Source organism: Flavobacterium noncentrifugens (assembly GCF_900100375.1).
GTDB classification, from domain to species: Bacteria; Bacteroidota; Bacteroidia; order Flavobacteriales; family Flavobacteriaceae; genus Flavobacterium; species Flavobacterium noncentrifugens.
In genome coordinates this window covers 602849-617667 of sequence record NZ_FNEZ01000002.1, presented here as the reverse complement: position 1 = coordinate 617667, position 14819 = coordinate 602849, and the positions used below count along the sequence as shown (strand labels likewise).

Annotated in this window: 9 protein-coding genes; 8 read left to right on the top strand and 1 reads right to left on the bottom strand. The window is 42.1% G+C overall.

Features of this window, described 5'->3' with window-relative positions; all coding sequences use genetic code 11:
- The first annotated feature begins 134 nt into the window (after positions 1 to 134).
- The 7 genes from BLS32_RS07420 to BLS32_RS07390 all read left to right on the top strand — a co-directional run bounded on the left by BLS32_RS07420 (position 135) and on the right by BLS32_RS07390 (position 10853).
- Positions 135 to 3194 (top strand): S8 family serine peptidase, encoded by a 3060-nt coding sequence (locus BLS32_RS07420; protein ID WP_091393508.1) that lies wholly within the window; start codon positions 135 to 137, stop codon positions 3192 to 3194.
- Positions 3195 to 3298: 104 nt separating this feature from the next.
- Entirely contained in the window at positions 3299 to 4093 is a 795-nt protein-coding gene (locus tag BLS32_RS07415) for a TrmH family RNA methyltransferase (RefSeq protein WP_091394682.1), read from the top strand.
- Between the two features lie 63 nt (positions 4094 to 4156).
- Positions 4157 to 5701 (top strand): serine hydrolase, encoded by a 1545-nt coding sequence (locus BLS32_RS07410; protein ID WP_091393506.1) that lies wholly within the window; start codon positions 4157 to 4159, stop codon positions 5699 to 5701.
- Positions 5702 to 5787: 86 nt separating this feature from the next.
- Positions 5788 to 8007 (top strand): RelA/SpoT family protein, encoded by a 2220-nt coding sequence (locus BLS32_RS07405; RefSeq protein WP_091393503.1) that lies wholly within the window; start codon positions 5788 to 5790, stop codon positions 8005 to 8007.
- Positions 8008 to 8173: 166 nt separating this feature from the next.
- Positions 8174 to 8641 (top strand): YdeI/OmpD-associated family protein, encoded by a 468-nt coding sequence (locus BLS32_RS07400; RefSeq protein WP_139171708.1) that lies wholly within the window; start codon positions 8174 to 8176, stop codon positions 8639 to 8641.
- 109 nt (positions 8642 to 8750) lie between these two features.
- Positions 8751 to 9251, top strand: coding sequence for a Fur family transcriptional regulator (locus BLS32_RS07395; protein ID WP_091393496.1), 501 nt, complete (start codon positions 8751 to 8753; stop codon positions 9249 to 9251).
- Positions 9252 to 9581: 330 nt separating this feature from the next.
- Entirely contained in the window at positions 9582 to 10853 is a 1272-nt protein-coding gene (locus BLS32_RS07390) for an adenylosuccinate synthase (RefSeq protein WP_091393493.1), read from the top strand.
- Positions 10854 to 10944: 91 nt separating this feature from the next.
- Here the strand turns inward: BLS32_RS07390 and BLS32_RS07385 are convergent, their stop codons facing one another.
- Positions 10945 to 12744 carry an alpha-amylase family glycosyl hydrolase gene (locus BLS32_RS07385; protein WP_245699383.1) on the bottom strand — a complete coding sequence of 600 codons (1800 nt, stop codon included), beginning with the start codon at positions 12742 to 12744 and terminating at the stop codon, positions 10945 to 10947.
- Positions 12745 to 12942: 198 nt separating this feature from the next.
- Between BLS32_RS07385 and BLS32_RS07380 the strand changes: the two genes are divergently transcribed.
- Positions 12943 to 14658, top strand: a complete 1716-nt coding sequence (locus BLS32_RS07380; protein ID WP_091393487.1) for an OstA-like protein — start codon at positions 12943 to 12945, stop codon at positions 14656 to 14658.
- The last annotated feature ends 161 nt before the right edge of the window (positions 14659 to 14819 follow it).

Sequence of the window (14819 nt, the reverse complement as noted above, 5' to 3'; positions counted from 1 at the left end):
TGAATACAACATGGTTTTTTCTGATTTTTCTCCAAATTAATTTAACATTCTGATGAACATCAAAGCATTGTATTTTTGAAAAATTATGCTTTTTTTGGATTACATTAGCCGGGATTTAAAAAAAATGCCCCCAAATGAAAAATAAAATTACACTTTTTTTACTGCTTTTTCTCAGCATCTCAGGCTATGCACAAACCGAAGCCGACAGAAAAAAAATCATAGCTGCTACCAATGTTGAAGAACTCAGCAAAATGGCAGTCTATTATGAAGCCCTTTTTAAAACACAAAAAGCCGAGGCATTCCTTGTAGCCAAACAAAAAGGCTGGAAAACAAGTACGCTTTCTAAGACCGGAAAAATGACCGAACTCATTCGCATCGAGAATGGTTTTCCTGTTTATTATACTACCGACAATGCCGGGGCAGCAGTCACAACACGTGCAAACAAATTAAATTCCGGCGGAAGCCTAGGACTTAGCCTTGATGGTCAAAATATGCAAATTGGAATTTGGGATGGCGGGCGTGTTCGCGAAACGCATGCGCTTTTATCAGGCAGGGTTACGATTTCCGATTCTGCTGCCGATTTTGCCGCGCATGCCACGCACGTTGCAGGAACGATGATCGGTGGAACTGCCAGCCTTGGGGCGAAGGGAATGGCTTCACAAGCTACTTTGCTTGGCTACGACTGGAACAATGATGTGAGCGAAGTGTCGCGCGCAGCGGCTCAGGGCTTGCTTTTATCCAACCATTCGTATGGAAGCGATCCTGATTTTGTACAGCTTTCGCAATGGGGAAGATATGACGGCGATGCTCGCGCTTTTGACAACGTAATGTTCAATGCACCGTATTATCTGTTTGTAAACTCGGCAGGAAATTCCAGAAACGGCGGTTACAACACTGGTAAAGATGGGTATGATCTGCTGGCAAGCAAAAGCACTTCCAAGAATTCAATTGTGGTGGCAGCGGTTCAGCAAGTTACAAACTATACCGGACCTGCGAGTGTCGTGATGTCTGGATTCAGCAGCTGGGGTCCAACAGATGATGGCCGCATTAAACCCGATATCTGTGGAAAAGGCGTTAATTTACTCTCATCGACTGCAAATACAGATAACAGTTACGGCAGAATGAGCGGAACTTCAATGGCTTCACCTAATGTTGCCGGAACTTTATTGCTTTTGCAGCAGCATTATAAAAATGTAAAAGGAAGTTTCATGCGATCGGCCACACTCAGAGGGCTCGCCATTCATACTGCTGATGAGGCAGGAACAACACCAGGCCCGGATTATAGTTTTGGATGGGGTTTGCTGAATGCCGAAAAAGCGGCCATTGCCATCAATAATGAAGGTGTTCAATCCTACATCCATGAAAATACTTTGCTACAGGGAAAGAATTTTTCATTCAATATCAAACCGCTTAGCGCAACACAACCTATTGTTGCGACCATTTGCTGGACAGATCCCGCCGGGCAAATTGTAACCGGAGCGGTTGATCTCGCCACACCAAATCTTGTCAACGATCTCGACATCAGGATTACCAAAGCAGGTGAAACAAATTATCCGTGGAGGTTAAACCCCGCAATTCCTGACGACGCGGCAACTAAAGGGGACAATGTCGTTGACAATGTCGAAAAAATTGAAATTCCAAATCCTTCGGGAGAATATACCATCACGATCACCCATAAAGGAACCCTGACAAACGGTTCCCAGAATTATTCCCTGATCATTACCGGAATTGCTTCAAATGCATTAATGCTTTCTTCTGCAGATCCTGTAACCAATCGTGTATGCCAGGGAACTCCTGAAACTTCGTATGCTTTCGATTTAACAACGGCTGCCGGATTTTCCGAAACGGCAGCACTAACGGTAACAGGTTTGCCTGCCGGGGCAAATGCCTCCATATCACCCGAAAACATGAGCACTTCAGGAAGCGGCGTTTTAACCATTACAAATCTGGCCGCGACAACTGCCGGAACATATCCTTTGGTTTTGCATGCACAATCGCCCAACGCCAGCACCGACCTCAGCCTGAATCTGATCGTTCAGAATGCGCTTGCAAATGCACCAACTTTAAATGAGCCTGCCAACAATGCCAATCTGGTAGCAGTAAATCCGACCCTAATCTGGCAAAACATTGGCAACAATGTCCGGGATTATATCGTTGAAATCAGCAAAGACAATACTTTTACAACAGGCGTACAATCTTTTACAACAACAGAAAACCAAAAAGAATTGTCGGCTTTGGATTTTGGAAGCAATTATTTCTGGCGCGTGAAAGCAAATAATGTTTGCGGTTCTTCGCTGTTCTCCGATTCATTCGAATTCACAACGCCTTGCAGCAGCAACATTGCTGTTGCGATTTCAGATCAGACCTATTCTTCTTTAACGGCAACCTGGACGAACCCAAATGGCGCTGCATCATTTGAAGTAGCTATCGTTCGTCGTGGCGTTTTGCCTACAAGTGCGGATTTTATTCCTGTAACAGGCACCACATTTACATTCGGCACGCTGAATTCTTATACCAATTACGACGTTTATGTTAAATCGGCCTGTGCTAACAATATATGGTCTGATGCAGTCAAAAAAGAAACTGAAACACTCATCAACCACTGTGTTGACGGCGTTTTCTTTGATTCAGGCGGCGCAAACGGCAATTATTCAAACGGAGAATACAAAACAACGGTCATGACGCCAATCAATCCAGGTGAAAAAGTGAGCGTAACCTTTACTTCGTTTGCACTTGAAGACCAGTCAGACCGACTGTATATTTACAACGGACCGGATGCCACATATCCTTTTATTGGGCCGGATCAATACGGATTTACAGGAAATAACAATCCTGGAACGGTCACTTCAACAGATCCATCGGGAACTTTGACTTTTATATTTTATTCTGATGGATTGAATACGGCGGCAGGATGGAATGCTACTGTTTCATGTGCCGTACTTTCAGCCTCAGATTTCAACAGAAATATTTTTACATATTATCCGAATCCTGCCAATTCTGAAGTGCATTTTTCGGCTTCCGAAGTTATAAAATCAATTGCCGTTTACAATATGCTTGGGCAAATGGTGAAGAATTTCAATGCAAATTCAACCCAGCAAACGGTCAATATTTCTGATTTGACAACAGGCCAGTACTTGTTTAAAGTGCAAACCGAAAAAACAGTAAACACAGTAAAAATCCTCAAAAGGAATTGATTCCGTAAGATAAAAAACATCAAACTGCCCGTTATTTACAACGGGCAGTTTTTTTTTTGCACAAATCGTTTAACTTTGTTGGGCTAATCTATTTGACTGATCTTTTGAAACAAATTACTTCCGTCCAGAATCCGTTTATAAAATCCCTGCTCCTGCTGCAGGAAAAATCAAAAGCCCGGAAACAATCCGGTACGTTTCTTATAGAAGGAAAGCGCGAAATTGAACTGGCTTTACGCGGAAATTACGAACTTGAAACAGTACTTTTTCTTCGGGAGTTTATTTCAGAAAAACAAATCGGGCAATTTCTTGCAGATGGCATTCAGCCAATAGAAATCAACAAAGAAGTCTACCAGAAACTCGCTTATCGCGACACCACCGAAGGCATTATCGCCATAGCAAAAGTCAAAAGCCTTTCTTTATCCGATTTAAAATTACCCGAAAATCCATTGATTTTAATTGCCGAATCACCAGAAAAACCGGGAAACATCGGGGCCATTTTGCGCACCGCCGATGCTGCCGGAATTGACGCCGTAATTATCGCCGATCCAAAATCGGATCTTTACAACCCAAATGTCGTGCGCTCCAGCGTAGGCTGTTTATTCACCAATCAGATTGCCACCGGAAGCACAGCTGAAACCATTGCTTTTCTGAAAGAAAAAAACATCCGCTTTTACAGTGCTACTTTGCAAAATTCGACTTCTTACCATACGCAGGATTACACTTTGCCAACAGCTTTGGTCGTAGGAACCGAAGCGACCGGATTGAGCAAACCCTGGCGTGACGAAGCCACACAAAATATCATCATTCCGATGCACGGACAAATCGATTCGATGAATGTTTCAGTTGCCGCTGCCATTTTAATTTTCGAAGCCAAACGACAGCGCGGATTTTCGATGTAAATACAGATTCCCCAATCTGCCAGTCTTACAACCTGCTTCAGTTAAAACCCTAACAAAACTAATATGAAGCAAGCATTCTCTTTATTTTTACTGGTATTGACCAGCAGCGCATTTGCCCAGATTTCTGAAAAACAGATCGACGAACTCGTTCAAAAAACCCTGACCGCTTTTGATGTCCCGGGAATTGCGGTCGCAGTTGTAAAAGACGGAAAAGTCGTGCATTCGAAAGGCTATGGAATCCGGTCGGTCATTACAAAAGAAAAAGTAAACGAAAATACGTTGTTCGGAATTGCTTCAAACAGCAAGGCTTTTACATCGGCAGCATTAGGAATTTTGGTCGATGAAGGCAAATTAAACTGGGATGACAAAGTCGTCAAATTCATTCCCGAATTCAAAATGTACAACGATTATGTAACCCATGAATTCACGATCCGAGACTTGTTGACACACCGAAGCGGCCTCGGATTGGGCGCAGGCGATTTGATGATCTGGCCCGATGGGAATAATTTTACGACTGAAGATATTATCCGCAACCTGCAGTTTTTAAAACCGGTTTCTGCTTTTCGAACGAAATACGATTACGACAACCTGCTTTATATCGTGGCCGGTGAAATTGTTACGCGCGTCAGCGGAAAATCCTGGTGTGACTTTATTGAATCGCGCATCTTAAAACCACTAGAAATGACCCACACCGCCGCGGCTTTTTCACGTTTGAAAGACACTTCAAATGTGATTGCGCCGCATGTGCCAACCGATGGAAAACTAAAAGTGATCAAACGCTATCAAGGACAGGTTTTTGATCCCGCAGCCGGAATTTATTCCAGTGTAAATGATTTAAGCAAATGGGTTATTATGCAGCTTAACGATGGGAAATACGGTGCCAACAACCAAAACCAATTGTTTAGCAAAACAGTTCACAACGAAATGTGGACGTCGCAAACCATCCTTCCTAACCGAAAAGCAACGCCTTACACGAGCAATTTCAGGAGTTATGGATTGGGCTGGCAGTTAACCGACATCAACGGGCATTTGCAGGTTTCGCACACTGGCGGGCTAGATGGCATTGTGACACAGGTTCTAATGATTCCTGATTTAAATCTTGGGATCATTGTATTGACCAACCAGCAATCGGGCGCGGCATTTACAGCGATTTCGAATACGATCAAAGACAGTTACCTGAAGCTTCCTGCATTTGACCACGTGGCAAACCTCAGCAAAGATTCCCAGCAAAAAGAAGACGATGCCGATAAGATTACGACTGAAGTCTGGGCGCAGATTGTTAAAAACCAAAAGGATAAAATTAAAACCGATCTTAAAAAATATACAGGAACTTTTAAAGACAATTGGTTTGGAAATATTGAACTGACCGAAAAAAATGGAAAATTTTATTTTCAATCCGAACGTTCCAAACAATTAAAAGGCGAGATTTTCTTTTATAAAGACCAGACTTTCGTAGTAAAATGGGACAACCGCAGTTTTCTTGCCGATGCATTTCTAAGCTTTTCATCAGAAAACAACAATATCAAAATGAAGCCGGTTTCCCCATTGACGGATTTTAGTTATGATTTTCAGGATCTTGATTTTTATCGGATGAAAAGCCCGAAATAAGCTGCCATTATTAACAAAAACCGTTAAAAATTGGCCTTGCACATCTCGAATGTATTGTTTATTTTTAGAAATTAACTCCGGACATTATGGTTGAGATTGATATCGAAAAAGAAAACAAAGCAATTGCTCAGGAATACAAAGAACTGCTGCGCATCAGTTACCAGACACTGAGTCCGGACGACAAGAAACTGATCCGCAAGGCTTTTGACGTCGCTGTTGACGCGCACCAGGACCAGCGCAGGAAATCTGGCGAAGCGTATATCTTTCATCCGATCGCTGTAGCGAAAATCGTGGCCTCGGAAATCGGACTTGGAGCAACTTCAATTGCCGCGGCATTGATGCACGATGTCGTTGAAGATACGGATGTCACAGTCGAAGACATCGAAAAAATGTTCAACCCGAAAGTAGCGCAGCTTGTGGAAGGTTTAACCAAGATCGCGCAGGTTCAAAAAGACCTGAACGTTTCGATGCAGGCCGAAAACTTCCGGAAAATGCTGCTGACACTCAATGACGATGTTCGCGTGATCTTAATCAAACTTGCAGACCGTTTGCACAATATGCAGACGATGGATTCGATGGTCGAACACAAGCAGATTAAAATCGCCTCCGAAACTTTATACATTTATGCGCCACTCGCCCACCGTTTGGGGCTTTACAACATCAAAACCAAGCTTGAGGATTTGGGCTTAAAATATACCGAACCTGCCGTTTACAATGAAATTGTCAGCAAAATCAAGGAAACTAAGGAAGAACAGGACGCTTATATTAAAGATATTTCTGATGTTTTAAAAACGTCGCTTGACCTTGAAGGCGTAGAATATACGATCAAAGGCCGCCCAAAATCCATTTACTCGATTAGGAGGAAAATGCTCGCGCAGGGCGTTTCATTTGATGAAGTGTATGACAAATTTGCACTTCGGATCGTTTACAAATCGAATCCGCATGATGAAAAATTCCTCGCCTGGAAAATTTATTCGATTGTAACCGACCATTACCGGCCAAGCCCGAGCCGCTTGCGCGACTGGATTTCATCACCAAAATCGAGTGGTTACGAAGCGTTGCACATTACCGTTATGGGACCGAAAGGCCGCTGGGTCGAAATCCAGGTGCGCAGTGAACGCATGGATGAAATCGCTGAAAAAGGCTACGCGGCACATTACAAATACAAACAGGGCGCAACTGAAGAAAGCGGACTTGACGTGTGGCTGAATTTGCTAAAAGAAGCTCTGGAAAACCCGGAAACGAATGCGGTAGATTTTGTCGAAGATTTCAAAATGAATCTATACTCAAAGGAAATTTTCGTTTTTACGCCGAAAGGTGAAATCAAATCGCTGCCGAAAGGCGCAACTTCACTCGATTTCGCATTCAGTATCCACTCGGAAATTGGTGTCAAAACCCGCGGGACCAGAGTTAACGGCCGATTGGTTCCGTTAAATACCGAACTCAAAAGTGGCGACCAGATTGAAATCATTACCTCGACAAACCAAAAACCAACATTAAACTGGCTTGATTACGTAACAACTTCAAGGGCAAAGAATAAGATCAAAAATGTCCTGAATGAAAATACGAAAAAAATTGGCGAAGAAGGAAAAGAACTGCTTACGAGAAAACTCAAACACCTGAAAGTAACGGTGAATGAGCAAACGATCAACGAGCTTGTCAATTTCTTTAAATTAAAAACCAGTCTTGATTTGTTTTACCGCGTTGGAATTGGCGCGATTGAAAACCAGCAATTAAAGGATTACGCCGCGCAGAAAAGCAATACGCTGATGAATTTCTTTAAGAATAAAATCAAGCGTTCGCCGAGTACAGCCGATGAAGACATTCACAAGCAAGTCATCAGCAGCAATTATGACATGCTGGTTTTTGGGCCGGAACAGGACAAGCTAGACTACAAATTATCGACGTGCTGCAATCCGATCCCGGGCGACGAAGTATTTGGTTTTGTGACGATTAATGAAGGTATAAAAGTCCACAAAAAAGACTGCCCGAATGCAATTAGCCTGCAATCAAATTATGCTTACCGAATTATCCAGGCGAAATGGATCGATTCTTCGCAACAGGAATTCAAAGCGGTTTTGAACATTACAGGAATGGATACTTTAGGCTTGACAAATCAATTGACGAAAGTGATTTCAAACAACATGCACGTAAACATCCAGAGCATTTCGCTGAGCGGTGATGCCGGGATTTTTAATGGCCAGGTCACTGTTGTCGTTCAGAATAATGTCATTTTGAAGAAACTCATTGAAAACATTAAGAAAATTGACGGCATTGATAAAGTCATACGGGTGAATAAGAATTAAAAGGCATCAGGAAAAGAAATGCTGGTCATTGTTTCAGATTTACGGTTCGCGTGAGGGATGGAAGCGGCATCCTTTTTTGCGAGGCACGAGCGAAAAAGATAAAGCGGACAGCCCGACAGCGGCAGAGGAACGAAGCCGGTGGCACGCCCAAATAAAACAAACAACATTGGAAAAACCGATTTTTGACGGCGAATGCACCCTGAAAAAATTTACAGGTAAAGGCGCGTGGACGTTTATTATGATGCCGACGATTCTGACACTTCCAAAGAAAAAAAACAATACGATTCGCGTTCGCGGATTTATTGACGAATATGAATTGAAAGATTTCAACATGTGGGCGATGAAAGAAGGCAATTTTATCGCTGTAAAAGCCGAAATCCGGAAGAAAATTCAAAAAGAAGAAGGCGATGTTGTTAAAGTCCTATTATTTCTCGATGAAGCCCAACAAGTCATTCCCGAAGATTTTTTAATCTGCCTGCGCGAAGAGCCAAAACTGCTCCTGCTTTTTGAAAGTTACCCTAAAAAACGTCAAAAAGAAACCACCGACTGGATTTTCTCGGCCAAAACCGAGGATGAAAAAATCACCAGAATCGCGCAAACACTCGAAAAATTAGAACAGGAACTCGATTTGTGATCCAAGCATTTTCAGCACAATCTGAGCCGTTCTACATTTGACTTTCTACATTCGACTTTTTATATCTTTTGACTTTTGACTTTTCCCGAAATAACTTACCTTTGCGCTTATGACATTAGTATCCGTAGACAACAGTAAAAATCAGGAGATTGTAAAAAATGTTTTTACGATGTACCTGGAAAATAAAGGCCACCGCAAAACGCCTGAGCGCTATGCGATCCTACAGGAAATTTACGACAGCGAGGAGCATTTTGATATTGAGAACCTGTATCTCAAGATGAAAAATAAAAACTACCGCGTGAGCCGTGCGACGCTTTACAATACGATCGAGCTTTTGCTTGATTGCGCTTTGGTTCGAAAGCACCAGTTTGGACAAAATCAGGCGCACTATGAAAAGTCATACTTCGACAAGAACCACGACCATATTATTATGACCGATACGGGCGAAGTGATCGAATTCTGCGACCCGCGGATCCAGTCGATCAAGAAGACAATTGAAGAGATTTTCGACATTGAAATCCACAACCATTCTTTGTATTTATACGGAAACAAGAAGACAATTAATAATGACCCGAGCCCGCAGGGTGAATTGAGCGGAGCTAATAATTAATAATTGGGCGTTGCCTGCGGCCAGGCTTTCCGTTTCAATCTTTTGCGCATTTGCAATGCCACAAAAGGATTTTCACTGCACCCGAGGCGCAGCCGAACTGAGCGAAGCTAATCCCTAACGCGACAAAAAACTTCAGCATTTACCATTATCAACATGTGATATTAAAGAATTTGAATTTTGGATTAGAACAACGAATATTGAATTTTAAACAACACTTAATAAACACAACAACTAACTACTAACAACAAATTAATAACAGGCAATGAATTCTGAATTTCACACACAGCAATTCATTATTAATTGTTCATTATTAATTATTAATTAAAAAAAATGGCCGTAGATTTATTACTAGGATTGCAATGGGGAGACGAAGGAAAAGGGAAAATCGTCGATGTATTAACTTCAAAATATGACATCATCGCACGTTTCCAGGGCGGGCCAAATGCCGGGCACACGCTGGAATTTGACGGAATCAAGCACGTTTTAAGAACCATTCCATCAGGGATTTTCCATCCGAATTCCATCAATATCATTGGAAACGGCGTCGTGATCGATCCTGTAGTTTTTCAAAAAGAAATAGAAGGCCTCGCGAAATTCAACCTCGACATTAAAAACAAACTGATCATTTCGCGTAAAGCGCATTTGATTTTGCCAACACACCGCTTGCTAGATGCGGCTTCTGAAGCTTCAAAAGGCAAAGCAAAAATCGGCTCGACCTTAAAAGGAATCGGCCCGACTTACATGGACAAAACCGGAAGAAACGGTTTGCGTGTCGGCGATCTCGAACTCGAAGATTTCAAGGAAAGATACAGGCATTTGGCCGACAAGCATGAAGCGATGATCGCATTTTATGACGTCGCCATCCAATACAATCTGGCTGAGCTTGAAAAAGAATTCTTCGATGCGATTGAAGATCTGAAAAAACTGACTTTTATTGACAGTGAAGAATATTTACACCAGGCGCAAAAAGATGGCAAATCGATTTTGTGTGAAGGCGCACAAGGTTCGCTTTTGGATGTTGATTTCGGAACGTATCCGTTTGTAACTTCTTCAAATACGACTGCTGCCGGCGCTTGTACCGGACTCGGGATTGCCCCAAACAAAATCAAAGACGTTTTCGGAATTTTCAAAGCGTATACAACTAGGGTAGGAAGCGGCCCGTTTCCTACCGAAGATTTCGAGGAAGCCGGAGATATTATGGCGAAAGTCGGAAATGAATTTGGTTCGGTTACCGGAAGGAAAAGACGCTGCGGCTGGCTTGATCTTGTGGCGCTGAAATATGCAGTCCAAATCAACGGTGTAACCCAATTAATGATGATGAAAGGCGATGTGCTTTCGGGTTTTGAAACCTTGAAAGTATGTACGGCTTATCAATATAAAGGCGAAGAAATTTCACATTTTCCATACAACATAGAACCAGAAAATGTTACGCCTGTGTATTCTGAATTTAAAGGCTGGAAAGCTGATTTAACAGGAATGTCGACTTATGATGAATTGCCTGTTGAATTGAAGGAATACATCGAATTTATCGAAAAAGAGGTTGAAGTTCCGATTAAAATTGTATCGGTTGGCCCGGATCGGAAACAAACGATTTTAAAATAATTAAAGATTAAAGGATTTAGAGATTTAAAAATTCTTTACGCATAAAAAAGCCCTGAAATTTCAGGGCTTTTTTATGGCTTATTTTAAATTATTATTGAATGGCAAAAATCAAAGATTCCGAAGGTTCAATCGAAACTTGTGCTTTTCCTTCACCATTTATTACAACCAGTTCAGTCGTTTTCTTTCCGTAAAGCGCATCGGTCAAATTGTATTTGCCGTCTTTCAAATTCCATTGCTTAATAACATCAGCAGGAACTTTTAACTCAAATTTGCTTGTCGACATCCATGAAAAATTCGCTACAACAATGAGTTTTTGATGCTCAGACCAACGTACATAAGAATAAATCCCGGGATCGTAACCTTGCGTAATATGGCTGTTTGCTTTTTGGATTTCCTGGAATTTGCCCATCAATGCCGGACTTGAAATCGTAAAATTCAACAGTCGTTTGTAAAAATCACGCAAATCGTTTTCAGATTGTGACAATTGTCCACCATCAAATTTTCCGCCATTCATCCAGCGCTGATGTGCCGGAACGCCAATGTAATCGAAGATTGAAGTCCGCGAATGAGTGCCAAAACCAGCGTTTTCATTTCCGGCCTCGCCTACTTCCTGCCCGAAATAAACCATCGTTGGCGACGTGCTGATGGTTGCAGAAATAACCATCATCGGTTTTCCTTTTTCTGGTGTTCCGGCAAATTCCGAGCTTGCAAGCCGCTGTTCGTCATGGTTATCGAGGAAATGTAGCATATGATGCTCGATATCTGCCAATCCGTTTTGAATATCCGAAATCGGATCTGGCGCACTTTTTCCCTGAATTACTTCTTTTAATTTGTCATACAATTCGACTTTGTCATACAAATAATCCATTTTCCCCAAATGAATGTAATTGCGGTATTCTTTCGGATTGTACACTTCAGCAATTAAAAAAGCATCAGGATTTTTCATTTTGATCGCCGAATTCATATAACTCCAAAATTCATACGGAACCATTTCGGCCATATCAAAACGGAAACCGTCGACGCCTTTCGCCGTCCAGTACAAAGCAATGTCACGGAATTTTTTCCAGGAATCCGGCACATCTTTATCCTTCCAGAAGTCGAAATGTTCCTTTACCGATTTGTCGCCAAAACCGTCAGGCAATAAAGGAAAATCCTTGCTCCCATCGGGCTTGATGCCGTAATTGATTTTCACGGTTTCATACCAATCGTTAATATCAGGCTTGGCCAAACGCGATCCGTTTCCAGTCCATTTTGCCGGATTTTCATCGAATTTTCCGTCAATCAGTGGGTTTTTCTCGCCATTCAAAGGTTTGTACGAATCTGATGTTGGCACCTGAAAATGCTGTCCCGGAATGTAATAAAAGTTATTGTTGCGTTTGTATTCGACCGAAGTATCATCATCTGCACCAAAATCGCGAACGCCTTTCGGATTGGTCTTGCCTTCGTATTTTCTGGCGATGTGGTTCGGGACAATATCGATGATGACTTTGAGTCTGTTTTTATGCGTTCGGGCAATTAAAGCTTCAAATTCTTCGAGCCTTTTTGCGGGATCAACCGCTAAGTCCGGATTCACATTGTAATAATCTTTGACGGCATACGGCGAACCGGCACGGCCTTTTACCACTTCGGGATCATCATTTGAAATACCATACTTTGTATAGTCATTGACCAACGCGTGATGTGGAACGCCAGTGTACCAAATGTGCGTTACGCCGAGTTTTTTGATTTCGGCCAAAGCCTGATCTGTAAAGTCATTGAACTTTCCAACGCCGTTTTCCTCGATCGTTCCCCAAGGTTTGTTGGTCGTATTTTTATTTCCGAATAACCGCGTGAAAACCTGGTAAACGACCGCTTTTTTCTCCTGCGGCGTTTCTGTATTATTTTTATCCATCGATTTTTGTTTGTTTTGGGCATTCGCCGACAGTGACAGCAGCACCATCGCCGTGATGATTGTTTTTTTCATGGTTCGAAATTTATCGCAGGGTTACAAATATAAAAATTTGGGCGTAGCTTTTTGGTTGGTATAAATAATTCTTAATAAACATTATCATTGCAGGCTTTTTCATAAATTTGGCAAAAAAAATAACCTTTGAAGAAATTTCTTTTTCTCCTATATATATTGCTATTGCCGATTGGTTTTGCCGCATTTGCTCAAGCGCCGAAAAAGCCTGCAAAAGCGCCAAAAAAAACCGCCCAGCAAGCGCCCCAGAAAATTATTATTGAATTTTCTGATTTTGCCGACCGCAACGAAACCGAGCTTCCCGGCGCTGCCTTGCTCACTGGAAATGTCCGCCTTCGCCATGATGGCGTCGTTATGACCTGCAACAAAGCGTATTTTTTTGCAGATGAAAATTACATCAAAGCCTTCGGAAACGTGAAAATGGTTCAAGGCGATACGTTGTTTATGGACAGCAAATATGCCGAATACAATGGCAATGTGAAGCAGGCTTATGCTACCGGAAGTGTCGTGATGCGATCTCCTGATATGACTTTACTGACTGATACGCTCAATTTTGACCGCGTCAAACAGGAAGCCTGGTACAATACGAACGGAACGATTACGAATAAAGACAACATCCTGAGAAGCAAATCGGGACGTTATTATACGGCTCAGAAAAAGTTCCAGTTTTTGACTGCGGTAACGATTACGAACCCGAAATATGTCGTGAAATCGAATCATCTGGATTATTACAACAATTCGGGGCATTCGTATTTATTCGGGCCATCGACGATCACAAGCGAACAGAATTTTATTTATACCGAAAAAGGATTTTACGACAGCAAGAAAAATGTTGGGCATTTTCTTCGGAAGTCCTATATTAAATATAAGGACCGATTGATCGAAGGCGACAGTTTGTTTTATAACAGGAATGCCGAATTTGCATCGGCAACAAACAATGTAAAGATTACCGATACAATCAATCGGGGAATTATTCGAGGCCATTATGCCGAGGTTTTCAAGCAGAAGGATTCGATGTATGTGACCAAACACGCCGTTGCTGTGAATTTTGTTGACAACGACTCGGTTTACATTCACGGAAAAGTGCTAATGATTACTGGAAAGCCCGAAACCCGAGTTATCCGCGCTTTTAACAACGCCAGATTTTATAAAACTGATTTGGCAGGAAAATGCGATTCGATCCATTCGTCCCAAAAAACAAACATCACGCAGCTCATTGGCAAACCGATTTTATGGAATTTTGAAAATCAGATGACCGGCGATGTGATGCATTTGATTGGCAACGACAAAACCCAGAAACTTGATTCGCTTAAAGTGCTGAACAACGCATTTATCATTTCAAAAGACACGATTGGAACCGGATTCAATCAGGTCAAAGGGCTGAATTTATACGGCAAATTCCGCGACAACAAACTCTACGAAGCCGACATTGTCAAGAACACCGAAGTCGTTTATTACATGCGTAACGATAAAAATGAACTCATCGGAATCAACAAAAATGTCAGTTCCAAGATCAACATGACGCTGAACGGCAATACGATCGATACGATGACGTTTTTTACAAATGTCGACGGCGACATTTATCCAGAGAAAGATTTGCCGGAAAATGCGCGCAAATTAAGAGGCTTCATTTGGCGCGGCGACGAACGCATCCGAACGAAAGACGATATTTTCCCGGCTGAGGAAAACGAACTCAACGACAAGATCATTAAAGAAAGCAAAGCCGAAATGGCAAAGGAAAACGTACCGATGGAAATTAGGAAGGAAACCTTGGATTACGACAAAAACAACCCGCAAGCAAAGCCAAAACCGAATCCAAATCCGGAAAAACAAACGCCGCAGTAGTTTTGCAGATGCCTGCGTTAAGGATTAAAGCGTAAATCCTTTTTTAAGGATTGCCCTGAGCTTGCGATGGGAAATTCAATCCTTAAAAAAGATTGCAGCGGAAAGCCTGGCGATGGCTTAACAAAATGCCCTCATTTCAAAAAAACTTTCCAGCCAGCGCA

What these genes read in the sequence shown, in the direction of transcription:
- BLS32_RS07420 (WP_091393508.1), top strand. Translation starts at nt 135, where the DNA reads ATGAAAAATAAAATTACACTTTTTTTACTGCTTTTTCTCAGCATCTCA.
- BLS32_RS07410 (WP_091393506.1), top strand. Translation starts at nt 4,157, where the DNA reads ATGAAGCAAGCATTCTCTTTATTTTTACTGGTATTGACCAGCAGCGCA.
- BLS32_RS07405 (WP_091393503.1), top strand. Translation starts at nt 5,788, where the DNA reads ATGGTTGAGATTGATATCGAAAAAGAAAACAAAGCAATTGCTCAGGAA.
- BLS32_RS07395 (WP_091393496.1), top strand. Translation starts at nt 8,751, where the DNA reads ATGACATTAGTATCCGTAGACAACAGTAAAAATCAGGAGATTGTAAAA.
- BLS32_RS07390 (WP_091393493.1), top strand. Translation starts at nt 9,582, where the DNA reads ATGGCCGTAGATTTATTACTAGGATTGCAATGGGGAGACGAAGGAAAA.
- BLS32_RS07385 (WP_245699383.1), bottom strand. Translation starts at nt 12,744, where the DNA reads ATGGATAAAAATAATACAGAAACGCCGCAGGAGAAAAAAGCGGTCGTT.